Below are 26,997 nucleotides of genomic sequence, written 5' to 3' on the forward strand. Positions count from 1 at the left end.
AACATTGGTGCAAGATATAAGCGTATAAGAAAACGCCCAAGGGGTAAACCCTCACCGCAGCTCTACGCATACATCTGATATTTATTCGCTGCCACCGAATAAAAACACTGAATTTTATTTTGTGCCATCGAATAAAAATCATATCTTTGTATGAAAAAGCAGAGTATGGATAAAGAAATATTTAGAACGATAATATCTGAGAATCAAGAATATATAGGAAGCATACCATTGGTGGAGCGTCCTCTTGACTTGGAAGAGTATGGCAACTATGTGTTTGTGGGTGTAAGACAGGCAGGAAAGTCCTACTTGTTGTATCAGCGTGTGCAGCAATTATTGGCAGAAGGAAAGCTGTTGGAGGACATTGTTTATGTCAATTTCGACGACGAGCGTCTGCAAGGGATGGCAGCTACCGACTTAGACCTTATACTTCAGGCTTATCACAGCATGTATAGTGGTCAGCCGATATTCTTCTTCGACGAGATACAGAATGTGGATGGTTGGGCTAACTTTGCTCGCCGTCTTGCCAACTTGAAGTATCGTGTTTATGTTACGGGAAGCAATGCCAAGATGCTGAGCCGTGACATAGAGACCGTTTTGGGAGGCAGGTATCTTAGCGTGAATGTCTTTCCGTATAGCTTTAGTGAATATCTTACGGCTGTCGGTGTAAACATTGCAGGAGGATGGCAGTATGGCAGAAAGGCTAATGAGTTGCAGCGTCATTTCAGAACTTACTTTGAATGGGGAGGTTTCCCGGAATTGGTCAACTTCCGTGAGAAACGCATCTGGCTCAACAGTTTGTACAACCGCATATTCTTCAACGACCTCATTGTACGCCATAAGATAAAGAATGAGGATGCGCTGCGTCTTTGTGTGCGTCGTTTGGCAGAAAGCGTGATGCAACCCTGCTCGTTGAACAGATTGAGCAATTGGGTTAAGTCGACTGGCGTTCCATGCAGTGCGTCAACCATTATGGAGTATGTGAGATATTTGCAGGAGTCTTGTCTGTTGATATCATTGGACAACTATGCATCTAAATTCACAGAAAAAGAAACGGTGAAGAAGCACTATTTTGTTGACAACGGATTGTTGCACCTCTTCATCAACAACCCTGATACTCTATTACTGGAAAACCTATGTGCCATAACATTATATAAGAAGTATGGTAGTGGCATCTATTATTTCAACCGCAATATTGAAGTTGACTTCTATGTGCCAGACGAGGGTCTGGCTGTTCAGGCTAGTTATAGAATGAGTGACGAGTCAACATTGGAACGTGAGATAAAAGCCTTGGTAGCCATAAACACTTTATATCCTCTGAAAAGGGCAATAATTGTAACATACGAAGACGAGGAAGTGATGGAGCGTGATGGGTTGAAAATAGAGATTGTGCCTGTTTGGAAATGGGTGCTGAATGGTGAGAAACAATTAAAATAAACATATTTCATTGCACCGCCTAACTACCGCTCAAGTATATATAATATAAAAGCCCAAGTATATATAATATAAATGCTCAAGTATATACAATATACATACCCAAGTATATACAATATACATACCCAAGTATATTGATATTACTTTGTCGGGCATATTGTTTGGGCTGGTGTGGACGCTTAAATTGTGTTGTATGCTTGCTTTAAATCAATTAAAACGATGAAAAATGAATGTTTTTGATTAATTGTTTGCGCAAACAGCGAAAACTTCATACCTTTGCATCGTCAAAAGGTTAATAGATTGTTTAGGTTAGTAGTAATAGATTTAGGTTTTTAGTTATTAGGTTTAAGGTAAATTGAACGATTGTTTAACAGGTAACTATGAGGGCTCGTGAGAATCTTCATTAATTACGAAAATTTTTTTAGTTAAACATAATGCTGCGGCACAACTCGTTGAGAGCTGTGCCGCATTTTTTATGGCTATTTCTTCTTAGGTGTTTTCGTCAGTTTATACGCCACATGCATCATCATATAGTTTGGTATGGTGTTGCGCCATACTTCGGTGCGTCCTTGCGCATTCACCGTGTATGTGGTGTTGGACAGTTGGTGGAGGAGGTCGAAACCTTCGGCTGTCAGAGTGAGTCGTCCCTTGCAGAATGAGCGTGTGAGCGAGGCGTTCCATACGAGGTCGTCGGTGTTCATAGAGCTGTCGCCGTAGCCACGACGAGAGTATTGCTTTAGGTCGGTGGCAAGCTGAATGCCGAGCGGCAACTTATAGGAAAGCGTCATGCCGTAGTTGTAGTCGTAGGCGTTGAGCGTCTGGAAGTTGTCGCGGTTGCTTGTAGAGTTGCGCCATTGTGCATCGGCAACGAGAGCCAGGCTCAAGTCGCCCTTTTGGAACGACAGCTTCAGATAGTCGCGAAGTGTTGAAGTGTAGACACGACTTAATACGGAGGCTGCGTTGTTGATGTCGACATCGTAGGCTATGTCGAAGTCGGTACTCTTGGTGTAGTCGAGCGAGAGGCGGGTCTCTATGCCAAACAGTCCCTTCTTGTCGAGTTTGCCCGAATAGACAATATAGGGATTGAGGGTCCAGTTGCCCGAATGCACGTTGTCGCTCATATAGGCGTAAGCACCTGTTTGCGTATTATAGGTAGTGCGTGTGCCTATCATGTCGGTATATACCGAGCCGTTGAGCGCAATTGACAGAATACTCTTGTTCTTGAAGATAAAGCTAACATAACTATTAATGTTATGCGTTACGGATGTCTTCAGATTAGGGTTGTTGACGCGGCGTGCAAGCGGATTGATGTCGTTATCGATAGGCATAAGCGACTCCATGCCGGGTTGGCTACTGCTAAGGCTATAGCTGACACTTACTTCAAACTTATCGTTCCACTTGTTGAAAAACAGCGAAGGTTCCACAAGCCACTTGCGGCGAACAGCCGTTGTGTCGACCGAGGCACAGCGGTAGTTGATGCGCTCGCGCACAAGACGGTAGGGCAGACTCAACGAGAAGTAAGTGTTGTTATGGTTGTACCGCAGAGTAGGCTCACCTTTATACTGACGTGTCAGCAAGCGGTAAGTCTTGCTATTCGGCATGTCGAGAGCAAGGAGCAGGGAGTCGCGGGTTGATGGCAAGCGGTCGAGCTGCTGCTGGTCGAAACGGTTGTATAAGCCGCCAAGCCGCTCAAGACGATAGTTTAGCAGGTTGGTAGAAATCATGTTCTGGTTATATTTATGGCTCAAACTTACCGTCCAATTGTTCAGCATAATACCATATTCTACGACTGCACCATAGTTGTAGGAATTGTTGTGGCTGTCGGCATAGACACGTCGCAGGTCGTTCTTGTTCTCGCGCAGATACTCGTTGTTAGAAAGGCTGAAACTATCCTGAGGCTTGTTGGATGTGTAGCTGCCGTTCAGATTGAAGCCGAGCCTGTCGCCCCAGGGCAGGACAAATCCAAACATAAGGTTCTCGTTGACTGATGTTGTGCGAAACTTTGTAAGGCTTATTGTCTGCGAGCGGTTGGTGGGGGTATCTGCTGTCATATTGCCTTCCGAATCGAATGTGGCACGCTCAGAAGAGGAATTGTTGGTGCCGTCGCCATAGTTGAACGATGTTGACGACTCTAGATAAAACGTACTCTCATCGGTGTAAGTTATCTTGTTGTTGGCATTCAGGCGAAACTCCTTCTGCACGGAGGTTGAGCTGGAACGGTTGAAGATGTTGCCTGCCGAGGCAAACTGTTCGCTTGAAGAGCGTGTGATGTCGGTAACATCGTTCCATGAAGCTATGGCATCGAATTGCTCGCGCAAGCTGCCCGACTTATTTTGTGTGCTAAGACTCGTGCCCACCTGCTTGGTGATAGTCTGACCTTGCGGACTGTTCGACGGACTCCAGTCGCCTTCTCTTCCCGGACGGCGGTTCTCATTGACGTTGTTCACATTGCCAAAGACGGAGAAACGGGTGTGGTCGTCGTAGTAAAGTCCGAAGAGACGCGCCATGTAGCGTTGGCGTGTGCCTCCTGCCACTTCGGCATTCGATATGTATCCACGGTTGTACTCACGCTTCAGCTCCACATCCATCACGTAGTCTTTCTTCTCAACCTCTGTGCCGACAAGCCGGCTCTTCTCGGTTGAGTTATGATAAACCTTAAGGTCTTGCACAGTATAGTGAGGCAGATTGTCGAGCATAATCTTGTTGTTGCCCTTGAAGAAGTCTTTGCCGTTGAGTGTGAGGTAGTCAATCTTTTTGCCATTCACATAGATGTCGCCATTGCTCTTGATCTCGGCTCCAGGCAACTGGCGCACAAGGGCGTCGAGCATAGAGCCGTCGGGCACGTTGAAGGCACTGGCATTATACACGAGTGTGTCGCCACGATAGGTGAACTTAACCTTGGTGCCCGTAACCACCACTCCGTCCAAGTCCACCTCTTTATATATGTCGCTTTGGGCGAGTTTCTTCAGGTTAAGGTCGGGCATCTTGAAGCCGCGGTTGCGTGCCACGCGCTTAATCTCGTAGTCTTGACAGTTGGAAGCATAGCCCTCACACTCTGCCTTTACGATGTATTTTTCGGGCTTAGCCTCCACCTCAAAGCGCGCATAATAGTCGTTCTGCCTTCCTCTACAGATGGTTGTGTCTACAATCGTGCTGTCACGTCGCATCAAGGTTACGCGAGCCTTGAGCCTCACACCCGTAAACGAGTCCTTGACAATCTGTCCCAGCATTACAGTACGCTTGGGCTTGTCGGTCTTGGCGTTTTGTGCCGCTCCTCCTATTACGTTGAATAGGAGGAGAAGCAATAACGGTAAAAGATACTTTGTTTTCATAAGTAAGAAAGATTATTTGGATGTTTCTACTGTTTCCTTAAACCCTCGTGCACCATCTTCACAAATCCTCCATTGGTCAAAATGTCCTTGACATCGTGCTGGCCTATGCGCAGACGATACTCTATGATTCCGCCTTTGTGATGGAATGGAGCGGTAGAGAGATAACGCCAGGCGTCATTATGCAGAACATTGTCCACCCATGTGGTACTGTCGTTTTGCTGGCACAATAATGGTATCTTGCGGCTTTCCTCCCACAACAATCCTTTGAGCGGAATGTTTGAGGCTGAGCCATAGCCGTCGAGACGCAATATAGAGAGACACTTGCCCTCGTTCCACACGCTAAGCGTAGCATCAACAACCGAACAGCTCGAAAGACACTCAAGCACATAGTCGCCCTCTTCCTTAGCCTCCTTGCGGCTCATGGCAAACTCTATAGGCTGGTTGCTCTTGTCTGCCCTGATGCGTATAGGATTCTTTTCCATGCACAAAGGGTCTTCGTCCGACCAACCATAGATAGTCTCGCCGAAGTTCTTGGCTACTTCTATGTTCCAGCCATTCTGCGAAGTCAATTCCCAGTTGTTGCGGTCCATATAGATGCCATTGTGCGTATTTTCCAATCTATCGTATTCTCTGTTTTGCTTCTGCATCTGTATGCCCATCATTACAAACATAATGAAGCCTAACGTCATCGCCACAATCCAAATACCGGTAAGCATAGCTATAATGCCTGTCCGCATTGGCTTGGGTTCCGACTTAAAGGAACGGACGACAAGGAGCAACGGCAACAGAGCTACGATGAAACCACACAGAGCCGACACTATCATATAGACTTCCAGGTAAGGCAAAGATGCCAAAACACTCAGGGTAATCTCGTCGTTGGTGAAAAGTCGTACAAACGGATCGCCTATCACGGAATATGCTATAGAGAAGAGGAGATAAGCAAGGGCAAAGGCTGTCATTACAGAGAAGAAGCTAAGCGCAGCTATCTTTATGCAGAACTTCAGAATCTCGGCTATTCTTGACAATACATTGCCCCCTTTGACACGCTTTGTGCTTGGCTTTACCTGCTCCTCAGCCTCGGCAATGATAGCCTTGCTTATCGACTCGGGCGTAACCTCCTTGCCCGTCATGCAGAGTCGCTCCTCGGTTGTTCGTGCTACTGGAGCCACAAGCCACAGAGCTATATATATAATTATAGGTATGGTGAAAAGCAGACCGAATAAAGGACGGAGGAAAAAATAACGCAATGTCTGGTTGAGGGCAAATGCCGCCATAAGAAAGAGTACTATGCCTACTCGCCATACCACTATGTCGCCTCCACCACAATAATGACACAATCCGGAGATAACACCTCCGCCTATCTTGTCCTTACCGTCGCGATAGAAACGATGGGTGCTCACGTGATGCAGCACACGGTCAATCCATTTGCCGCCAACAGTTTCTTTTGCAGTTGTGTTGCTGTCGGTATTGTAGGAAGAGTGGGAATCGTTATCGCTCTGACCGTTGCTATCGTTGACTGCTTCTGCATTAGAAGCCTCTTCTGTAGTAGGATCGGCAGTCTCCCCTTCCACGCTGTCCATTTCATCGGGATTGCCAATGCTGCTGATAATCTGCTTCACGGCATTGATATCAATTGCAGTCATACCACTTTCCTTCAAGTTCCACAGATGTTCTGCCACACGATGCTCTATGTCGTCGAATATCTCGTCGCCACCATCGCACTTGGCAAAATAGCTGCGCATGTTGTCAAGATAGTTCTCAAGAAGTGTGCAAGCGTCCTCGTCGATGGCGTAGAGTGTACCGAAGAGGTTTATGTTGATGTTCTTCTTCATAATTAAATTCAGATTTCAGGGTTATTCATTCGGTTTTATGTTCTTTAATACGGTTACGGTGTGGGCTATCTCTTGCCACGCCTTGTCGAGTTCGCTAAGCGTAGCCTCACCATCGGGTGTAAGAGAATAGTATTTGCGTGGAGGGCCTTGTGTAGACTCCTGCCACTCATAGCCAAGCAAGCCGTCCTTCTTAAGACGTGTCAGAAGCGGATAGAGCGTACCTTCAACCACTATCAGTTCAGCCTCCTTCAAGTTTGCTATGATATCGCTGGCATAGGCTGCACGATGGCGCAACAACAGCATTATGCAATACTCAAGCATTCCCTTACGCATCTGCGATTTAGCGTTGTCTATATTCATTGCTTTAGGTTTTAAATGCGTTAGTATATGTTTTCGATTGCAAATGTATGCATAATCTAAGTACTATGCAATACATAGTACTGTAAAATATCGATATTAAGTATATATTTAACCTTTGTTTGCAATGCTACTCTCAACAAAAGAATTTAATTTGAGCATTGTCAGAAAATCATTTGACTTTTGTTGATTGTCGGCGTTTTTGTTGTATCTTTGTCATTAGTATAAAATAAAACAAACTATTAGGTTATGACGAAGAAGGAACTATATACGCGTGTACTCTCTTATTTTCGCGAACTTCATCCCGAAGTAACTACCGAGCTTGAGTTTGGCTCGGTGTTTCAGTTGCTTGTGGCTGTTGTGTTAAGTGCCCAATGTACAGACAAGCGTGTCAATCAGGTTACGCCCGAATTGTTTGCGCATTATCCTAATGCACAGGCTATGGCTGAGGCTGATGAGTCTGAAATTTATGAATATGTAAAGAGCGTGAGCTATCCAAATGCCAAGGCTCGCCACCTTGTTGAACTCTCGCGTATGCTTGTTGATGAATATGGTGGCGAGGTACCTAACGACTTTGATGCATTGCTGCGTCTGCCGGGTGTAGGTCGTAAGACTGCCAATGTTATGCAGGCTGTAGCATTCGGTCAGTCGGCAATGCCAGTTGATACGCATGTGTATAGGGTAAGTCATCGTTTGGGACTGGTGCCGAGTACTGCCGATACTCCGCTGAAGGTAGAGAAGATGCTGGTAAAGCATATTCCTGCCGAAGACTTGGCACGTGCTCATCATTGGCTGTTGCTGCACGGACGCTATGTGTGCACATCGCGCAAGCCACATTGCGACAAATGCGAACTGAGCAATATCTGCCCTAAAAAGATTGAGAACTCGAAACTACAATAGTCCTAATACACTACCTGACCTATGAACACCCAAATGTATCCGTTTCTGCGTATTGCCATAGTGCTGGTTGCCGGCATTATGGTTGGTGACATGCTGTATGGGCATGTGCCGGTTAGAGTGGTGCTTTGGGCGCTTGCGGAATTGGTGTGCGCTACTATTGTGGCGTATAATAAGTCGGGCAATCCTCTTATGACAACGTCATTGCTTATGCTTGATGTTTTTGTGTTGGGTATGTGGAATGTCGGTAGGGTAGAGCAGCGGTTGGACGTGCCTCTCAATGGGGAGGAGGAGACGATAGAAGCTGTTGTTGCCGAACGTCCCGTTGTAGGGTTGCGTACAATAAGATGTATGCTGATTGTGGCAGACGGGCGACTTACTGGACGGCGTATAAGTGCTTACTTTCATAAGGATAGTATGGCAGAAGATGCGCGACAGTTGGCTGTGGGCGATGGCGTTCGAGTTGTTTCGCGACTGAAGGCTATTACCAATAGTGAACGACGACAGAACGGTCATTTCGATAATGTGCGTTATCAGCATGTACATGGCATCGTCGCGCGTACATATATAAATAAAGGTGGCTGGAAAAGGTCTCGTGTCAGCATGCGTAAGCTTGGCTTAATGCTTCGGGTTCTTATCGGGATGCGTTCGGGTCGCGACCGCTTGTTGTCGCAATGTAATTTGCATAATATGTCGGAGTCGGCATACGCCGTTGTAGCAGCAATGACAATGGGCGACCGTAGTGGGCTGACACGTGAATTGCGCCAATCGTATGCCGCTTCGGGTGCGTCGCATGTACTTGCTCTTTCGGGTATGCATCTTGGTGTTATATACGGTTTGCTGTCGTTATTGTTCGTACATCATCGCATGCGTGTGTTGGGACAGGTGCTTGCTATGGTTGTCATATGGGCTTATGCGACTCTTGTCGGTATGCCGCCGAGTGTGTTGCGTTCGGCAACAATGCTCACCATTTTTGCATTCGTGGTTTTGACGGGTCGCCGACAGGTATCGCTAAATACACTTGCCTTTGCTGCTGTGGTGCAGTTGGCGATAAATCCGTTGAGTCTTTGGGATGTCGGATTCCAGATGTCGTTTCTTGCTGTGCTTGGCATCGTGATGTTGAACTTGCGGCTACGCGATGTTGCAACGCCAATATGGCTTAGTCGTTGGCGCGTGATAAGGTGGATGTGGTCGCTTGTTAAGGTTTCGTTGGCGGCACAGATAGCCGTAGCTCCGTTGTCGATGTATTATTTCGGAACATTTCCGTGCTATTTCCTGCTAACCAATTTGATAGCCGTTCCGTTGGCTATGCTCATTCTCTACATTTCTGTAATAATGTATTTATTAGGTTTTTGGGTATGGATGCAGGGGATAGTAGCCACATGTGTAGGATGGATGGCAACGCTTATGAACACGTCGCTTGGATTTATAGCCTCCCTGCCAGGCGCCTGTATGTATGGCATACATATAAACGCGAGGCAGGTGTGGCTGATGTATGCGCTACTGCTGGTAGCGTATTTAATGTCGTATTATATTGAACGCAGGAACATAACTACTGCGTCGCGGTCGGCTTTGGACAAGTTGTAGAACTTCAATGCTGCGTTGTAGGCATGCGAGTTCTTTGAGTAAGCGTGCCACATGATGGCTTCTATCTCGTTGCGAGCACGACAGTCGTGCAGACGTTCTGTACCTGAACCGTTGACACCGGCAAGTCCTCTACCCCACAATGGAGTTGTGCGGCACCATGAATTATGGATGTCGTTGATCATGTAGAGTTTGTGCTGCATCATGTCCGAGTAAGGATAGATGGTTTGGTTGGCATAGCGTGGCAACTTCTTGTCGGCAATCATATTTGGAGTCCAGTAGTTGTCGGAGCCTGTCTTCCATGACGGGCGGTGGCAGCTGGCGCAACCAATCTCGTTAAACACCTTCTTGCCCTGCTGAACGCGAGCATTGTTGAGGTTGCGTGCACGTGGAATGGCCAAGCCACGATGCCATACCATAAAGTCGTAGAACTTGTCAGCCGACATCTCCGGCTTAAAGTTGTGCCATTCGTTGTCAAACTGGTTGGTACTCGGCTTAAGCAGATTCTCAACCTTAGTAGCTATCTTGTCGTCGGTATCAGCCCAGAATGGCGACGTAGGGTCTTTCTTTATCTTCTCTATCACCTCCTTGTCGGCAGCCATTGCTGCCGCCCAAGCATCTGTAGTGTAGAGCTTCGGACGGTCGGGACGTGTAACGTTGGTGATATTCCATATAGCGTTAGCACCAGGTCCGTCTTGAAGTGTAGCACGTGTCAAGGCATATGTGAAACGCTTAATCATCTTCTTGCCTTCCTCGCCATTGGCATACTTACCAGCACCTATTGTTGCTGTATACCATGCGCCGGCGGCAAAGTCATTGGCATTGGCATCCCAAAAGTTGGGATTCACGTATTCGCTCACATCAGCCACCTTTGCAACATTCTTATAATAATTGGCAGTAGAGGCATACTGAGCCTTGAGGTCGTCCTCGGTAATAGCATCGAGCAGACCAGTACCCATCACACCGATGGTCGACTCCATACGAACTGCTACAGCCTTGTTGCCCGTGTCGTAGGGATTGGGGCTTGTACGGAATGCCGAACGCGGAATTGTCACTTCAGGATATATCAGCGAATATTTCTCGCCATCGGGAAACTGCATTGGCAATCCGCTCTCCATTGCTGTCACCTCATGCCATTGGAGATTAACCTGACTTTCGTCGATAGGAGCCTTGAAAGGCTCTGTTGCTTGTGTCTGTGGCATGCCAGTCACTTCAGCCACATAACCACCATCGTTGCTGTTGGCTCCGTCTGTAGGATGATATACGGCGAGCAGATAGCCGTTGCCGTTGCTATACTGTGTGGTGTATGAGTCCATGCGGCGACCATGTCCGTAGTTGGGATGGCAGTCGAGGCATGAACGGCGTACTGAAGCAGGACCAAGACCACCAAAGCCTGATGCTGCTGAAGTGAACTGACGCTCAAAGAACTTCTCGCCTGCATTAAAGTTGTCGATAAGGCCCTGCTCAGTTACTGCAGGAGTCTCGTCTTCATAACAACCAGAAGTTACATTGTCGGTTGTGCCAAGCTCACCGCCAGGATACCATTCCTCCTTAGAGAAGTTGCCTACTGCCTGACCTACATACTTAGCGTCAGACTCGATTGGGTCTTCGCCATTTCCGCCAGGTGTAGGATCATCGTCAGAACATGATACCATTGAAAGCGATAAGCACATAGCCAGCGATCCGAAGAGGTAAATTTTCTTATTCATAATGTATTTAGATAATTTTGTTGTTCAAACGTAATAGGTGGGTATGACATTACCTGCCATACCCACGCAAGTATTTAATACTGATATGTGTTAGATAGCGTCCTGTCTGTTAATCCATGAACCAGCATTGTTGAGTTCTTCGTCAAGAGCTGATACAGCATCGATGCAATCCTTAACGCGCTGTGCACCCGGCTCCTCAACAAACGACTTACCGCTGTTCTTGGCTGTCTCAAGTGTCTGGATAGCTGTGTTGAGGGCATTGACAAGGTTGTTATAGCCTGAGTAGTTCATCTTCTTCAGAAGGCTCAACATAGAATTCTCTACAGGTGTTGTGGCATTGATGTCGCGTGTGCCATAGAGAGAGTTCTTGATTGAATAGATGTTGTCCTGATAGTCGATGAACGAACGGTGGCTGTAGGGTGACTCGATATAGTCGATAGACTCCTTCTCGCCATCCTCTGTTGTGCCACCTTGACCGGTGGCAACACGATAAGCCTGACCCAATTTCTGGTCGGCCACCTCAGCACAGATGTTTGAGCAACCGCCTACGAAAATCTGATTCATAGTGCCCTGCCATGACTGATAGCCTGTTATAGACGACGGAGAAAGCAAGTTCTGGCCAAAGCACATTGTGCCATTGTATGCAAGACCATTGTAGCGGAGTGTGCTGAACACGTAGCTACCCTCGCCGCTGAGGATTGCCTTTGTCTCGTTGCTTGCTGCGCTACCCATCCATGTGAACTCAAGAAGAGCTGTGATGTTGCGTACGTCGGCAGCTACAGCCTGAAGGAAGGCAAGCTCGTCTATACCCCTTACTGATTTCACGCCCTCGTCGGTATCATTAGCCTTGAGAGCCTCAACAGTACGATGTGCACCATTGCGGAAGAGCACGAACTCCATACCATGGAAACCAAGTACCGACTGGAACTCTGTGTTGTGATCAGAAACAAACTTGGCAGGGTTCTCGCTCTTGAAACCTGCGATAAGGGTCTCGTTCTTGAGCGCCTTCTCAAGCTCGTCACGGTCGAGTGGCCATGAGTCGATATGTGGGTCAAGCTCGTTGTCTGTTGCCGAACCGAAGAGGAATGCCTCGCTGCGCTCCCACTCACGACGTGTGTTCTTGAATGCCTCGCATGCTGCATTAATCTCGTTCTGTGTCATTGTGCCTGCTTCGGCTGACTTATAGAGGGTCTGTGCTGCGCTATAGAGTGTGCGTGCGTTAGAGGCAAGAGCCTGGTATGTAGGATAAACTACAGCCTGCACGTAGTTCTTTGTCACCTTCTGCATCTCCTTGTCTGAGCTGCTTATTGATGTTGTGGCCTGGCCAACATCAGGAAGGTCGAATTCCCCGTTGCCGCCATTGTCGCTGCTACAAGCTGTAAATCCGATTGTCATGGCTCCAAGAAGGAACGCCATTACGAAATTCTGAATCTTTTTCATCTTTTTTACTACTATTGATTATTACTATTGGTTATCCGCTTTTTTTAGAGGAACTGTCCTTGATAAGCTACACCGATGTTTAATGCTGGCTCATCGTTATACTGCGATTTGAGCTTGCGGTAGCTGTATTCAGCCTTTACGCAAATCTGTGGCAGGGGGTAATAGTTAAGGCCACCGGCGAAAATCTTCTTGCTTGTATATTCTTTCGAACTGCCAATGCATGAGTTGTAATACTCAAAATGACCGAACACATAAAGCTTCTGTCTGTCGGCACGCAGTTTGGCAATCTGTGAGAAGATGTCGTAGCCAACCTCAATGCTTGTGGCTATTGCATGTGAACCGAACACCTGGTTGCTTTCATACGGCTTCACATACTGAGTGCCAGGCTTGCGTATTGCGCTGATGGTTTTAGCATCGCTCACATATCCATAGTCGGCATTGCCACGTGCCACCCAATTGTGGGCATTGTACGTGAAGTCGAATGCTCCAAGATAGATGTTGCCTTTGATGTTCTTGTTTTTGCCAGTCTCCATGTCGTGAGGTACGGCGTTGTGCATAGACTGTCCGTAGTAGCCGCTCACTCCAAGTCGCAAGCCTGGTATGGTGTAGTTGTCTATACGGGCAGAAAATCCGTACTTGTTGGCAGTCTCAAACTCAAAAGGCTTGGTTGTGCCAGGCTTTATCCACTGGTCGCGTGAGAATTGCCATGCATCCAAACCTGCTACCATCTGTGCTTCGTAACGGAAGTCGCCTATATGGCCCCACAACGACACACCGGTCTGATGCCATGTACATGGCAGAATGGTGTTTTCGCCCTCAGGGCGATATACGGTGAAGAAGTTGAGTGGCTCGTGATAGGCGTTGGTCAGTCCAAACGGTACTACAATATGGCCGGCACGAATGTTCAGAAAACGCCCGAACGACTTCTGAATCCAGAACTGCTCAAGTTCAACCTCACCGCCGCGCTCTTGTTCCTGCTCAAACTCAATGGCCTCTTCTGCTTCGTATTCTATTGCCGAACCGGTACCGCCATGCTCGAATTCAATCTCAGTACCAAGGCTCCAACCCTTACCGAAGTTGTAACCGAGATATATAACGGCATGGGGTATGTCGAAACGTCCATGGCTTGGATCGTTCTTGCGACTGCTTGCCGAACTGTAGCGGTTGCCTGAGTCGCTGTAGAAATTGCGGCTGAATGCAGCTTCACCATAACCGCCGACGCTGAGGCGATTGCCCTTGGCATGCTGCATAACACTGTCGGCTGCTACTGTCTGTGCCTGAATGGCAAGCGGAGAACACATTGCTGCAGCGCAAGCCATAGTAACGATAGTCGTCTTCATAATTCTCTTGTTTTTTAATGATTTTTTGCGATTGCAAAGGTATTATGAATAAAAAAGGTGAGCAATACCTAAATTTTGGTAAATAAAAAATTCAAAATACCTACATATAGTGATTGTCTGTTTCGTCGTTTTTTTATTATTTTGCACCTGTAATATAATATAATGTATAGCATGGCTGTTTTACAATAATCGTACAGCCATAATCTTTAGGTAACAAAGATACACAGGTAATAAGCAGACAAATATGAAGCAACAGAAAATGTATGAGCCCGAGGACAAGATGATTTCTCTTATCAGGGACAACTACAACCTTCTGCAGAGCCTTGGCAGCTTCGGCATCAGCCTTGGTTTTGGCGACAAGACAGTAAGTCAGGTGTGCGAGGAACAGCATGTAGACACATATACATTCCTTGCGGTGGTGAACTTTACAATTAATGGTTACCGCGATTTTGATGATGCATCGCGATTGTCGATGCCAACTCTGTTGCAGTATCTTAAGGCAAGTCATGCCTATTATATTGACTTCCAGCTGCCGTTTATACGCAAGGAACTTGCCGAAGCGCTCGACGAAAATGACAATCTGGCACGTCTCATAATGAAACTGTATGACGAATATGCGCGTTCCATAACCACACACATGCGCCATGAGGAGCGAGTGGTCTATCCTTATGTTGAGGCTCTGCTTGAAGGCAAGCCGGTTGGCGGCTTCGAGATAGACATGTATTCGAAGCATCATAGTCAGGAGAGTACCAAACTGCGTGAGTTGAAGAGTATCATCATTAAATATCTGCCCAGCGACGGATTGCACAACAACCAGCTTTCGGCCACATTATATGATATATATAATAATGAGGAATGGCTTGCGTTGCATGCCCAGGTAGAGGAACAGATATTCATTCCTGCTGTACGACGTCTTGAGCATAAGTCGAAGCAGAATGATGTGACGGCTAAAATTTCAGATATGATCAGTCGAAACCAGGAAGGCTCAGAGGCTCTTGGCGAACGTGAGAAGGATGTAATTGTAGCCTTGGTGCAGGGAATGACCAACAAGGAAATAGCCGACCATCTGTGTATATCGGTAAATACAGTCATAACTCATCGACGCAACATTGCGCGTAAGTTGCAGATACACAGCCCGGCAGGACTGACCATTTATGCAATAGTTAATAACTTGGTTGATATTTCTTCTGTGAAGTTGTAAAATTGTAGTACAATTAACAAGATTTAAGGCGGAAAATTTTTCCGCTTTTTTTATTGTTTGTGTATATAGGTATCGTTTTTTTGTAGTATCTTTGCAGTCGTTTCCAAGACATAAAACGAATAACTTTTATTTTTCGGAATTAAAGAAAGTTTTCCAAAACGGAAAACTTTTGCTCTTCGAAAAAATCAAAAGTTTTCCCAAAAGTGTAACTTGGGCAATCACTATGACTTGATAAGATTGACTTAAAAAACTATATATAACAATGAAAGATTTTATAATAACCAAGCGCGACGGATCGCAAGACCGTTTCTCTTTAGATAAGATAATGAACGCTATTATCAAGGCGTTTCAGTCGGTAGATGAACCAGTTGACTTGAGTGCTATCTCTAAGATACTCAGTCACTTGAATATAAGCGAGGGCATCACTGTAGAGGATATTCAGAACCAGGTGGAAGAGGCTCTTATGCGCGAGAATTATTATAAAGTCGCCAAGTCGTTTATGCTCTATCGCCAGCGTCACAATGAAGATCGCGAGACTCTCGAGAAGTTGAAGTTCCTGACAGATTATTGCAAAGCATCGAATGCTGCAACAGGTTCGAAGTTTGACGCAAATGCAAACGTGGAGCACAAAAACATTGCCACACTTATCGGCGAACTTCCCAAGTCAGGCTTTATTCGCTTGAACCGTCGCATGCTTGTCGACCGTATCAAGCAGATGTACGGCAAAGAACTCGCCAATGAGTATATCGACAAGCTCACACATCACTTTATATATAAGAACGACGAGACATCGCTTGCCAACTATTGTGCGTCAATAACAATGTATCCGTGGCTTGTCAACGGTACAGGCCCTATCGGTGGCAACTCTACAGCGCCTACAAACATCAAGTCGTTCTGTGGCGGATTCGTCAATATGGTGTTCATGGTATCGAGCATGTTGAGCGGTGCTTGTGCTACACCTGAATTCTTGATGTACTTCAACTACTTCATTGGTAAGGAGTATGGTCTTGATTACTGGAAGGAACCAGACCGCGTCGTTGACCTCTCACTTAAACAGCGTACCATCGATAAGGTGATAACCGACTGCTTCGAGCAGATTGTTTACTCAATCAACCAGCCTACTGGAGCTCGCAACTATCAGGCTGTGTTCTGGAATGTGGCTTATTATGACCAGCCATACTTCGAAAGTCTCTTTGGCGAATTTGTCTTCCCGGACGGTTCAAGACCTGATTGGGCGGGACTTTCATGGTTGCAGAAGCGCTTCATGAAGTGGTTTAACAAGGAGCGTACGAAGGCTGTGCTCACATTCCCGGTTGAAACAATGGCGTTGCTCACCAAGGATGGTGATGTAATAGATAAGGAGTGGGGCGATTTTACAGCCGAGATGTACTCTGAGGGACACTCGTTCTTCACATATATGAGTGACAATGCCGACTCGCTGAGTTCATGCTGCCGCTTGCGCAACGAGATTCAGGACAACGGCTTCAGCTATACACTCGGTGCCGGTGGCGTGTCTACTGGTTCGAAGAGCGTGCTCACCATCAACCTCAACCGTTGCATACAGTATGCTGTAAAGAACGGTCTTGACTATGCCGAATACCTTTCGGAGGTTATCGATCTCTGCCATAAGGTGCAGTTGGCATACAACGAGAACCTCAAGGATTTGCAGAAGCAGGGTATGTTGCCGCTGTTTGATGCCGGCTACATCAATATGAGCCGTCAGTATCTAACGATTGGCGTCAACGGACTTGTTGAAGCAGCAGAGTTCATGGGACTTCAGATCAACGACAATCCCGACTATCTGCACTTCGTACAGAAGGTGCTTGGACTCGTTGAAAAGTACAACAAGCAGTATCGCTCGAAGGAGGTTATGTTCAACTGCGAGATGATTCCAGCCGAGAATGTGGGCGTTAAGCATGCCAAGTGGGACCGTGAGGACGGCTATTTTGTACCGCGCGACTGCTACAACAGCTACTTCTATGTAGTAGAGGACGACTCGCTCAACATCGTTGACAAGTTCAAGTTGCACGGCGCTCCATACATCGAGCACCTCACAGGTGGTTCGGCTCTGCATATGAACCTTGAGGAACACCTTTCACAACCGCAGTATCGCCAGTTGCTGCGTATCGCTGCCAAGGAAGGATGCAACTACTTTACATTCAACATTCCTAACACTATCTGCAACGATTGTGGTCATATCGACAAGCGATACCTTAAGGAATGCCCCGTATGTCACAGCAAAAACATCGACTATATGACACGTATCATTGGTTATCTGAAGCGTGTGAGCAACTTCTCGCAGGCTCGTCAGGAGGAGGCCAAGCGTCGTTATTATGCCGAAGTTGACAAGGAGCTGAACGAGGCTTAAGTCAATAATACTGATTATAAACATCCCTTTAAATAAGAATATAGACAATGCTGAATTATCTGAATACAGGAATTGTTTTCCAGGAGATACCCGACGAGGTGACGTTATCTATTAACATCACCGGGTGTCCGTGCCGCTGCCCCGGGTGTCACAGTCAATATCTGTGGGAGAACATAGGCCAACCGCTTACGCCGATGGTTCTCGACCAGTTTATGAAACAGTATGGTGGTGATATAACTTGCATTTGCTTCATGGGCGGCGATGCCGATCCTAAGTATGTAAGCCAGCTTGCGCAGTATCTGCATCGGGAACATGAGAATCTGAAGGTGGCTTGGTATAGCGGTCGACAGCAGTTTCCGAAGAACATACGCAAGCGCGATTTCGACTACATCAAGCTCGGTCCGTATATCGAACATCTTGGTTGTCTGAAGGATCGCACCACCAATCAGCGTCTATACAAGCGTGCTGTAGGCGATGATTTTACCGATATAACATCACGTTTTTGGAAAAAATAATGACTAACGAATTTTGTAAAAAGCCAAGTATAGCAATCGTAGACCCCAACACACTTGCTGTGTTGGGGTTGACTCATTTATTGGAGTCGGTAATGCCGATGATAGAAATCGACGCGTTCGCATCGTTTGCCGAACTTGAGGCAAACCATCCCGAACGTTATTTTCATTACTTTGCCGATATGCGCATTGTGCTTGCCCACATGGGTTTCTTTCAGTCGATGCGCCACAAGACCATTGTACTTGCCAATTCTGCTGTAGACAAAGCGTCGGCTTTGGGTTCGTTTCACACCATTTGTACCAACCAGCCCGAGAAGCAATTGCTTCGCTCCATCCTTATGCTCGAACAGCATGCCCACGCCAATGGTCGTAATTTGCCGCCCGTAGTGCATGCTCACAATGAGAATGCTGTGTCGTTGTCGTCGCGCGAGATTGAAGTGATGTCGCTTGTGGTGAAGGGATATATAAACAAAGAAATCGCTGACCAACTCAATTTGAGTCTGCCGACGATTATATCGCATCGTAAGAACCTTATGTCGAAGCTTGGTCTTCGCAGTGTTTCAGCCCTTACGATTTATGCCGTTATGCACGGATATGTTGATGTGAATGACATCAGAACGCTTTCTCTATAATAGTGCGCACTCCTTTTATTTTGGCGCCCTTTGAAATCTTTACTATGCGGTCGGCCGTCTTGCGTTCTACGGCCACGTAGGCATAGCGCTCATATACGTCGATGCGTCCTATCTCGCTGCCTTCAACTCCGCATGTCTTGCACAAATAGCCAAGAATGTCGCCCTTCGATATCTTGTCTTTCTTTCCTTTACCTATATATATGGTCGCCATGCGCGGCAACGGCACACGCTTCTTGCTGTTGTCGTCAAGTTTGTATTCCTCTGTTTTTTCCTTAACGTATTCGGGCAGATGCTCTTCGGGGCCAATCAGCATGAATGCGCGACCCGTTGCATCCCATCGTCCGGTACGTCCTACGCGGTGGATGTATTCGTCTTCGCCCACGGGCAGGTTGTAGTGTACTACGTTTGCTATGTCGGGGATGTCGAGTCCGCGTGCTGCGAGGTCGGTACCGACAAGGATGTTTGCCGAACCATTGGCAAAACGGTAAATGGCTTCCTCACGTTCGCGTTGCTCCTTACCTCCATGGAAGTCGCTGACAACATATCCCTCGCTGCGCAGGAATTGGCTCACACGCTCCACGCCGTCTCGATAGTTCATGAATACGATGGTCTGCTGATTGCCGAAGCTGCGTAGCAGAGTGTCGAGAGTGCCGAGCTTGTCGCGCTCAGGACATTGTACGGTGTACAGTCCGATGCGGTCGGGTGTCTGCTCCTCGTCGGTGAGGTGGTTGATGTTGATGGTGCGCTGCATACGAACGAATGAAGGCATCTCGTCGGAGTCGGTTGCCGAGAGCAGAATTCGGCGCTCGATGTTGGGCAGACTCTCCAAAGCCTTCTGCATTTCGGCGCGGAATCCCATACGCAGACACTTGTCAAACTCGTCGAGTACGAGCCAGCGTACACTCTCGGCGTTGATGTTGAGCTTGTCGATATGGTCGTTGAGTCGGCCTGGAGTGGCGAACACAATCTGTGGTTTGGTGCGCATTATCAGTCGGTGTTCGTCCATTGTGGCGCGACCGCCGTACAGGCAAGCCGAGCGCAGACCGCTGCCCATGCTCTGGAATACCTCGTGCGACTGCAGGGCCAGCTCTCTGCCAGGTACAATCACAACCGCCTGCACCTCGTCGCTGCCTGCATTGAGGCGCGAGGCGATAGGCAACAGATAGGCAAGAGTCTTTCCGCTGCCGGTAGGAGCCAGCACCACAACATCTTTGTCGGAGTGCAGAATGGCATCTGACGTTTCTTCCTGCATCGCATTAAGGCTGTCGATGCGTAGCTTTTGCAATATGTTTTCTATGTTCATTGTCTTGTTGTTAATTGTTATTGAATGTTTGTATGCCACCACTGTAGGGTGGGTTTACAGCACTGGTGCAAGCAGATGGGCAAACCATCCTACGAATTTCTGCCACGGTGTGCGGAATTTCTTCCACTTCTTTGGGGTGAGCAGGAAGCTCTTTGTCTTGTCGCGGTCGAACATCTTGGACAGTTGTGCGGTGGTGCAGCGGTCGATTATCACGGCATTCTCTTCGTAGTCGAAGCGCAGGCTGCGTGAGTTGAGGTTGGCGCTGCCCACGGTGCAGAATCGTCCGTCAACCATGATAATCTTGGTGTGATGAAATCCCGGTTCGTAGATGTACACGTCTACTCCGTGCTTCATCAGGTTATGGACGTTGTAGAACACGCAGTCGGGCGTAAGCGGAATGTCGCTGTGTGCCGAAACCATCACTTCCACCTTTACGCCTCGCTTCACAGCCCGTCGCAAAGCTTTCTTCAGCGTATGGTTGAGCGTGAGGTAGGGATTGACAAGCTTTATGCTGTCCTGCGCATAGTTGATGGCATTGGTGTAGAATGTTCGTATAATCTTGTTTGATGTGCGCGGTTCGCGGTTGATTATGCCCACCATCTTCTTGCCGGCAGAGCTGCAGGTGTCGGGTTTGAGTCCTTTGAAGTAGTATCCGCCGTGTATTCCGCGGAAGTACTTTGCGCCGTGTATGTTCTGCTTGGCAGTCTTGTTCCATATTCTGAGGAATATGGCTTGCAGCGTGTTCACCTCTTCGCCGTCGATACGGCAGTGCATGTCGCGCCATTCGCCCACCTGCTTGGTGCCGTTGATGTAGTAGTCTGCCACGTTCATACCGCCTGTATAGGCTATCTGTCCGTCGATGACAACAATCTTGCGGTGGTCGCGATGCAGCACGTGATTAATCCACGGAAAGCGTACGGGGTCGAATTCGAATATCTCGATGCCTTTGGAGCGTATGCTCTTGAGGTGGCGTTTCAGCAGCGGTTGGTTGTTTGAGTCGTTGCCGAATCCGTCGAACAGTGCGCGCACTTCCACTCCTTCCTTTGCCTTCTCAGCGAGCAGGTCGAACAGGAGTGAGGCTATTGAGTCGTTGCGGAAGTTGAAGTATTCCAGATGGATGCTGCTTCTTGCCTGGCGTATAGCCTGAAACATGTCGTCGAATTTCTCCTGACCGCTCATCAGCAGAGTCACGCTGTTGTCATCCGAGAACTTCACGCCCTCCTCTTCCAGTTTGTCTACTATGAGCGAGTCGCTTGTCTGGGCCGACACTTCAGCCATTGTGCACAGACAAGCGATAAAAGTAATTATTATTGATTTCAATCTCATTATTATATATATAATATGTGTGCAAAGGTACTACAATTTTTTGTACCTATGTATTGCTATTCCATAAAACATATAGTAAATTGGAGATTTGAAACACTTTTTGCCGTATGTTATTATTCGTAATGCTCTGTGGGCTTGCTTTGTTTATGACGTTGGCACCCCATCATTCTGCTGTGTGTTTTTGCCCGAAATTCTATTGCGCTGAAAATGTAGTCCTTTTGGGTTGCAAAAGGAGTCCTTTTGAAGTGCAAAACGAGTCCTTTTGGAGAGTAAAACGAGTCCTTTTGGAGAGTAAAACGAGTCCTTTTTGAGAGCAAAAGGAGTCCTTTTGGTTTTTGCAGGTTTTACTGTTGGCGATAGATGTATAAAAACAGAAGCGCCTTGAGAGCGTAAAGTCATTCTTGGTCAATGCTTTAACGCTTTCAAGGCGCTTGTTTATGTCCGTTCAGTCCGAATGCTTCCGGATGGTGCTGGGATGCGTTATTCGGCTGATACGAATTCGTCGAGGAATCGGGTGTCGTTCTCCGAGAACATGCGAAGGTCTGCCACGCGATACTTAAGGTTGGTGATGCGCTCGATGCCGAGACCGAAAGCGTAGCCGGTATAAACCTTGCTGTCGATGCCGCAAGCTTCAAGAACGTTGGGATCTACCATACCGCAACCGAGGATTTCTACCCATCCGGTGTGCTTGCAGAAGCCGCAACCCTTGCCGCCGCAGATGTGGCACGAGATGTCCATTTCTGCACTTGGCTCGGTGAAGGGGAAGTAGCTTGGGCGCAGACGTATCTTGGTGTCCGGACCGAACAGCTCGCGAGCGAAGGTGAGGAGCACCTGCTTGAGGTCGGTGAACGATACGTTCTTGTCGACATACAGTCCTTCGAGCTGATGGAAGAAGCAGTGTGCGCGTGCCGAGATGGCCTCGTTGCGGTATACACGACCCGGGCAGATAACGCGGATAGGCGGCTGCTGGTGCTCCATGATGCGGCTCTGGTCGTTGGATGTATGCGAGCGGAGCAGGATATTCTTAGTTACGTCGTTGGGGTTCTGCTCGATGAAGAACGTGTCCTGCATATCGCGAGCGGGGTGATCGGCTGCGAAGTTGAGCTTGGTGAACACGTGCAGGTCGTCGTCAATCTCCGGTCCTTCTGCCAGAGTGAATCCCATACGCTGGAATATGTCGATGATTTGGTTCTTGACGATGTTGAGCGGGTGGCGTGTGCCGAGCTGTATGGGGTATGCCGAACGGGTCAGGTCGAAGTCGTCAGCCGACTCTTCTGCCACCTCGTTCTGCTCTTTCAGCTCGTTGATTTTCTGCATTGCGAGCTGCTTCAGCTCGTTAATCTTCATTCCGACAGCCTTTTTCTGGTCGGCAGCCACATTGCGGAAGTCAGCCATGAGAGCCGTAATCTCGCCTTTTTTGCTTAGATATTTCAGTCTGAGCTGTTCAATCTCCTCGGCATTGCTTGCCTTGAGATTGCCCACTTCTTGAAGAAGTTGGTCTATCTTTTCTAAAATCATATCTTTGTATTTTATATTTTGCTTTGAAATTCAGTGCAAAGGTAATATTTTTTGACATAATAAAGAACTATATCGAAATAAAGTTGTACTTTTGCCGAAAATTTGAGGGATGTAATTAAGTCCACAATGTAGTATGAAAAAAGGTGTTTTGATTGTTGTGTGTGCCATTGTGGCATGCATGATTTGTTTTTCTTCGGCAGGATGTTCGGACAAGAAGCCTGCGGTGGTGGCCGATTCGGATAGTGTCCATGCTGACAGTATCGAGGCGATGGCCGACACTTTGGACCAGATTATAGCCGAGACTCCCATGCCGAAGGCTGCTGACGAGCTGTTCGACGACTTCTTCTTCAACTTCGCTGCCAACCGTAAGTTGCAGATGAAGCGCATCGTTTTCCCGTTGCCTGTTGTCAATGGCGCTGACACCACATTCGTTCCGAAGAAGCGTTGGAAGATGGAGCATTTCTTTATGCATCAGGATTTCTACACGCTTATTTTCGACAATATGCGTCAGATGAATGTTGTCAAGGACACAACTATCGGTAATGTAGTGGTGGAGCGCATCAATCTGCCGCGTCGGCATGTGCGTCAGTTTGTGTTCCGACGTGTGCGCGGACAGTGGATGATGACGTCTGTGGTCAATACGCGTATGCACAACAGTAAGAATGCGTCGTTCCTGTCGTTCTATCACAAGTTTGTCAACGACACCACGTTCCAGGTGGCAAGCATCAACGACCCGCTTGAGTTTGCAGGTCCTAATCCCGACGACGACTTCGATAGGATGGAAGGAATTCTGGCACCCGAACAATGGCTGTCGTTTGCACCCGAACTGCCGCATTCCACCATATATAATATACTCTACGGACAGAAGTATTCGGAGAGCAATCAGAAGATATTCGTCATCCGCGGCATTGCCAACGGTCTGGAGACCGAGCTGACTTTCCGCCGCAAGGGTAGACATTGGAAACTAATGAAACTGATAATGTAATGAAGGACATACTCGATTGCAGCCTTTTGGCGCACAATACGTTCGGCATCGAGGCACGATGCCGTCGCTTTCTTGAGTTTGACACTGTAGACGAGGCGCGTCAGGTGGCGGTCATCCTCACACAGTCGGCCATGCCGTTCATCATCGTCGGCGAGGGCAGCAACCTGCTTCTCACACGCGACTATGAAGGCATTGTGGTTCATTCGGCCATACGCGACAAGTCGATGGTGATGGCTGACGCCAGTACCGAGACTGCCGACGACGTGTTCGTAAGCTACGGTTCGGGCGTGACGTGGGACGATGTCGTGGCTGAGAGTGTGGCAAACGGATGGCACGGAGCCGAAAACCTCTCGCTTATTCCGGGTGAAGTGGGAGCCAGTGCCGTACAGAACATAGGCGCTTACGGAGCCGAAGCCAAGGACTTGATATTCGATGTGGAGGCGGTAGAGATAGCTACGGGCAATGTGGTGCGTCTGTTCAATGCCGACTGCGAGTATGCTTATCGTCAGAGCCGATTCAAGCACGAGTGGAAGAACAAGTATCTCATTACGCATGTCACCTATCGCTTCTCGCGCACTTTCACCCCCGACCTCGACTACGGCAACATCCGCCATTCGCTCCAGAGCAAGGGCATAGCAACGCCCACAGCCGAAGAGCTGCGCCAGACCATCATCGAAATACGCCAAGCCAAGCTGCCCGACCCTAAGGTTATGGGCAATGCAGGCAGCTTCTTCATGAATCCCGTTGTGGACCGCGACGTCTACGAGCGCCTTGCTGCACGATACGAGGGTATGCCGCATTATGTGGTTGACCCGGAGCATATCAAGATTCCTGCCGGATGGATGATTGAGCAGTGCGGATGGAAGGGCCGTTCGCTCGGTAGGGCAGGGGTTCACGACCGTCAGGCGCTTGTGCTGGTAAACCGTGGTGGAGCTACAGGCAACGAGGTTGTGGCTCTGTATGAGCAGATTATAAAGGACGTGAAGGCCAAGTTCGGAATCGAAATACATCCCGAGGTGAACGTCATATAAAGGAACAGTGAAAAGGGAAAAGTGAAAAGGGAAAAGCACAGCGCATGCAGGCATATTGATTTTTCACTTTTCTCTTTTCACTTTTCCCTTTTCATTTGATGCTGCAATAGGATTTATAACTCTTCATATTTTTCGTTTCTCATTTTCATGGATACTTCACATGCCACTTCCGATTCTTCACACGGCACTCTTTACTCTTCACTTTCTACTCTTCACTCTTCACTCAAGGTTACTCTCCTTGGTACAGGAACATCGGGCGGAGTCCCGTCGCTGGGATGTCAGTGTGACGTTTGTCGCAGCACCGACCCACGCGACCGTCGTCTGCGTTGCGTAGCCCTTGTTGAGTCGGCCGCTACACGTGTGCTCATCGATTGCGGACCCGACATACGCCAGCAGCTCATGCCGTTGCCGTTCAAGCCGTTCGACGCAATCCTCATGACCCATATCCACTACGACCACGTGGGAGGCATCGACGATTTGCGCCCCTTCTCGGTGTTCGGACAAATCCGGCTTTATGGCGACGACAAGACGTGCAGGCAGATACAGAATGTAATGCCCTATTGCTTTGGCGACCATCTTTATCCCGGTGTGCCACGACTCGAAATGCACGAGATATTCCCCCATGTGCCTTTGCATATAGGCGATTTGACCATTGTGCCCATACAGGTGATGCACGGCAAGATGCCGATACTCGGTTTCCGCATCGGAACGTTTGCCTATATCACCGACATGAAGACCATTGCCGCCTCCGAACTACCATATCTTGAAGGAGTGGAGACACTTGTGGTCAATGCGTTGCGGTTTGAGAAGGAACACCACTCGCACCAGTTGGTCGATGATGCAGTACGCTTTGCACGCAGCATAGGGGCAAAGCGCACCTACATCACACACGTGTGCCATCACATCGGACTATATACCCAGGCCCAGCAACGCATGCCCGACGGCGTGACACTGGCTTATGACGGGATGGTGATAAACGTGGATGCCAAGTAACGAAGCCCCTTTGGGCAAAAGGAATACTTTTAACAATCTTTATGTGCCATACAGACCGCATATTATAATATATTTTGTAATTTCGCAGCTAAATGGCATACTACACCATTTTAAAATGGCACACGAACGTAGTGCTGTAACATAGAACATTAAAAACAAAAATTCTAATAACTACATTGGTATGAAGAAATCATTGGTATTGTGCGCAGGTGTATGCGTGGCATTGTCTTTCACAAGCTGTAAGTCGAACGAGAGTGCCTATAAGAAAATGTACGATAAGGCTCAGGCCAAGCACGAGCAGCCGGCCACTCAGCCAGTTCAGGAGCAGGCTCCGGTAGTAGCTCCGCTCGTAGAGAAGCCAGCCAATCAGGCTACTGTTATCGACAATTCTGACAACGTAGCTGTACGTTCGGAGGATTTCACTCTTGTTAGCGGTTCAGGTCTGAGCAACTTCAGTGTGGTTGTAGGTTCGTTCTCGGTTAAGGCTAACGCCGAGGGTCTCCAGAGCCAGCTCAACAACGCAGGCAAGAACGCCCAGATTGTGTACAACTCAGAGCGCGGACTCTATCGCGTAGTAGCTGCCACATTCGCTACAAAGTCGGAGGCTGCAAGCTCACGCGACCAGCTCATCGGCCAGTATCCAGGTGCTTGGTTGCTGTATAAGAAGTAAATCCGTGTCTCGAATACTTTCAATTGACTACGGCAAGAAGCGCACTGGCTTGGCAGTTACCGATCCATTGCAGATTGTTCCAGGCGGATTGGCCACTGTGGCAACGTCCGACCTTATGAAATATCTTAAGGATTACGTCTCGCGCGAGCCTGTTGAGCGCATTGTCATAGGCGAACCACGCCAGATGAACGGTCAACCGAGCGAGAACTTGGCGCGTGTCCAGCAGTTTGTTTCGCAATGGCGCAAGCAAATGCCCGACATCCCCATCGAGTTTTTCGATGAGCGCTTCACGTCGGTACTTGCCCATAAGGCGATAATCGACAGCGGCATTGGCCGTAAGGCACGCCAGAACAAGGCGCTGGTAGACGAGATAAGTGCAACGATTATTCTGCAGGATTACCTGCGTTCGAAGGGTTTGTAACCTTTCTATATACAAAAAGAGGGTGTGTCAAAACTCAATTCTACGGGCTGAAAGCCCAAAAAGCACATAGCCCAAGGCAGCGCCTTGGGTGTACGGATTGAAAATAGCAAAACGC

At 48.0% G+C, this 26,997-nt stretch carries 21 protein-coding genes; 12 read left to right on the plus strand and 9 right to left on the minus strand.

The window, feature by feature from the left end; genetic code table 11:
* Positions 1 to 165: 165 nt before the first annotated feature.
* A complete protein-coding gene (locus tag I6E49_RS11790) occupies positions 166 to 1,434 on the plus strand; it encodes an ATP-binding protein (protein WP_235402493.1) in 1,269 nt (422 codons plus the stop codon).
* 476 nt (positions 1,435 to 1,910) lie between these two features.
* Here I6E49_RS11790 and I6E49_RS11795 read toward each other — a convergent pair whose 3' ends face one another.
* Genes I6E49_RS11795 through I6E49_RS11805 form a run of 3 tightly spaced genes read right to left on the minus strand, consistent with a single transcriptional unit; the run spans position 1,911 to position 6,955 of the window.
* Positions 1,911 to 4,763 (minus strand): outer membrane beta-barrel protein, encoded by a 2,853-nt coding sequence (locus tag I6E49_RS11795; RefSeq protein WP_235402495.1) that lies wholly within the window; start codon positions 4,761 to 4,763, stop codon positions 1,911 to 1,913.
* Between the two features lie 26 nt (positions 4,764 to 4,789).
* Positions 4,790 to 6,595 (minus strand): PspC domain-containing protein, encoded by a 1,806-nt coding sequence (locus tag I6E49_RS11800; RefSeq protein ID WP_235402497.1) that lies wholly within the window; start codon positions 6,593 to 6,595, stop codon positions 4,790 to 4,792.
* A 21-nt stretch (positions 6,596 to 6,616) separates the two neighbouring features.
* Entirely contained in the window at positions 6,617 to 6,955 is a 339-nt protein-coding gene (locus tag I6E49_RS11805) for a PadR family transcriptional regulator (RefSeq protein ID WP_235402499.1), read from the minus strand.
* A 246-nt stretch (positions 6,956 to 7,201) separates the two neighbouring features.
* Between I6E49_RS11805 and nth the strand changes: the two genes are divergently transcribed.
* Both nth and I6E49_RS11815 read left to right on the plus strand, forming a co-directional pair.
* Positions 7,202 to 7,852 (plus strand): endonuclease III, encoded by a 651-nt coding sequence (gene nth / locus I6E49_RS11810; RefSeq protein WP_235402501.1) that lies wholly within the window; start codon positions 7,202 to 7,204, stop codon positions 7,850 to 7,852.
* Positions 7,853 to 7,873: 21 nt separating this feature from the next.
* Positions 7,874 to 9,436 carry a ComEC/Rec2 family competence protein gene (locus I6E49_RS11815; protein WP_235402502.1) on the plus strand — a complete coding sequence of 521 codons (1,563 nt, stop codon included), beginning with the start codon at positions 7,874 to 7,876 and terminating at the stop codon, positions 9,434 to 9,436.
* Here I6E49_RS11815 and I6E49_RS11820 read toward each other — a convergent pair.
* The 3 genes from I6E49_RS11820 to I6E49_RS11830 all read right to left on the minus strand — a co-directional run bounded on the left by I6E49_RS11820 (position 9,379) and on the right by I6E49_RS11830 (position 13,922).
* The gene (locus I6E49_RS11820) at positions 9,379 to 11,142 is read right to left on the minus strand and encodes a di-heme oxidoredictase family protein (protein ID WP_235402503.1); all 1,764 of its coding nucleotides are present in this window, start codon (positions 11,140 to 11,142) and stop codon (positions 9,379 to 9,381) included. The two genes, I6E49_RS11815 and I6E49_RS11820, sit on opposite strands and share 58 nt — an antisense overlap.
* 90 nt (positions 11,143 to 11,232) lie before the next feature.
* A complete protein-coding gene (locus tag I6E49_RS11825) occupies positions 11,233 to 12,582 on the minus strand; it encodes an imelysin family protein (protein WP_235402504.1) in 1,350 nt (449 codons plus the stop codon).
* Between the two features lie 44 nt (positions 12,583 to 12,626).
* Complete coding sequence (locus tag I6E49_RS11830) at positions 12,627 to 13,922, minus strand: hypothetical protein (RefSeq protein WP_441006977.1); 1,296 nt, start codon at positions 13,920 to 13,922, stop codon at positions 12,627 to 12,629.
* A gap of 244 nt (positions 13,923 to 14,166) precedes the next feature.
* Between I6E49_RS11830 and I6E49_RS11835 the strand changes: the two genes are divergently transcribed.
* The 4 genes from I6E49_RS11835 to I6E49_RS11850 all read left to right on the plus strand — a co-directional run bounded on the left by I6E49_RS11835 (position 14,167) and on the right by I6E49_RS11850 (position 18,635).
* The gene (locus I6E49_RS11835; RefSeq protein ID WP_235402505.1) at positions 14,167 to 15,123 is read left to right on the plus strand and encodes a LuxR C-terminal-related transcriptional regulator; all 957 of its coding nucleotides are present in this window, start codon (positions 14,167 to 14,169) and stop codon (positions 15,121 to 15,123) included.
* A gap of 262 nt (positions 15,124 to 15,385) precedes the next feature.
* A complete protein-coding gene (gene nrdD / locus I6E49_RS11840; protein WP_262911552.1) occupies positions 15,386 to 17,491 on the plus strand; it encodes an anaerobic ribonucleoside-triphosphate reductase in 2,106 nt (701 codons plus the stop codon).
* 47 nt (positions 17,492 to 17,538) lie between these two features.
* Positions 17,539 to 18,006 carry an anaerobic ribonucleoside-triphosphate reductase activating protein gene (gene nrdG / locus I6E49_RS11845; protein ID WP_235402506.1) on the plus strand — a complete coding sequence of 156 codons (468 nt, stop codon included), beginning with the start codon at positions 17,539 to 17,541 and terminating at the stop codon, positions 18,004 to 18,006.
* Entirely contained in the window at positions 18,006 to 18,635 is a 630-nt protein-coding gene (locus tag I6E49_RS11850; RefSeq protein WP_235402507.1) for a helix-turn-helix transcriptional regulator, read from the plus strand. Before nrdG ends, I6E49_RS11850 begins: the two co-directional genes overlap by 1 nt.
* On the opposite strand, the gene I6E49_RS11855 is transcribed toward I6E49_RS11850, so the two are convergent.
* From I6E49_RS11855 to pheS, 3 genes are all read right to left on the minus strand, one after another.
* The gene (locus tag I6E49_RS11855) at positions 18,616 to 19,938 is read right to left on the minus strand and encodes a DEAD/DEAH box helicase (RefSeq protein ID WP_235402509.1); all 1,323 of its coding nucleotides are present in this window, start codon (positions 19,936 to 19,938) and stop codon (positions 18,616 to 18,618) included. The genes I6E49_RS11850 and I6E49_RS11855 overlap by 20 nt on opposite strands.
* A 54-nt stretch (positions 19,939 to 19,992) precedes the next feature.
* Positions 19,993 to 21,216 (minus strand): cardiolipin synthase, encoded by a 1,224-nt coding sequence (gene cls, locus I6E49_RS11860; protein WP_235402510.1) that lies wholly within the window; start codon positions 21,214 to 21,216, stop codon positions 19,993 to 19,995.
* 528 nt (positions 21,217 to 21,744) lie between these two features.
* Positions 21,745 to 22,782, minus strand: coding sequence for a phenylalanine--tRNA ligase subunit alpha (gene pheS, locus I6E49_RS11865; RefSeq protein WP_235402511.1), 1,038 nt, complete (start codon positions 22,780 to 22,782; stop codon positions 21,745 to 21,747).
* 133 nt (positions 22,783 to 22,915) lie between these two features.
* On the opposite strand from pheS, the gene I6E49_RS11870 reads away from it, so the two are divergent.
* The 5 genes from I6E49_RS11870 (at position 22,916) to ruvX (ending at position 26,882) form a co-directional block, all read left to right on the plus strand.
* Positions 22,916 to 23,767 (plus strand): DUF4348 domain-containing protein, encoded by an 852-nt coding sequence (locus I6E49_RS11870; RefSeq protein ID WP_235402512.1) that lies wholly within the window; start codon positions 22,916 to 22,918, stop codon positions 23,765 to 23,767.
* Positions 23,767 to 24,798: a UDP-N-acetylmuramate dehydrogenase gene (gene murB, locus I6E49_RS11875; protein ID WP_235402518.1), complete on the plus strand. Its 1,032-nt coding sequence runs from the start codon at positions 23,767 to 23,769 to the stop codon at positions 24,796 to 24,798. Before I6E49_RS11870 ends, murB begins: the two co-directional genes overlap by 1 nt.
* A gap of 147 nt (positions 24,799 to 24,945) precedes the next feature.
* A complete protein-coding gene (locus tag I6E49_RS11880) occupies positions 24,946 to 25,791 on the plus strand; it encodes an MBL fold metallo-hydrolase (RefSeq protein ID WP_235402513.1) in 846 nt (281 codons plus the stop codon).
* Positions 25,792 to 25,972: 181 nt separating this feature from the next.
* Positions 25,973 to 26,461 (plus strand): SPOR domain-containing protein, encoded by a 489-nt coding sequence (locus tag I6E49_RS11885; protein WP_235402514.1) that lies wholly within the window; start codon positions 25,973 to 25,975, stop codon positions 26,459 to 26,461.
* Positions 26,462 to 26,465: 4 nt separating this feature from the next.
* Positions 26,466 to 26,882 (plus strand): Holliday junction resolvase RuvX, encoded by a 417-nt coding sequence (gene ruvX, locus I6E49_RS11890; RefSeq protein WP_235402515.1) that lies wholly within the window; start codon positions 26,466 to 26,468, stop codon positions 26,880 to 26,882.
* Positions 26,883 to 26,997: the final 115 nt, after the last annotated feature.

Source organism: Leyella stercorea, assembly GCF_021531655.1.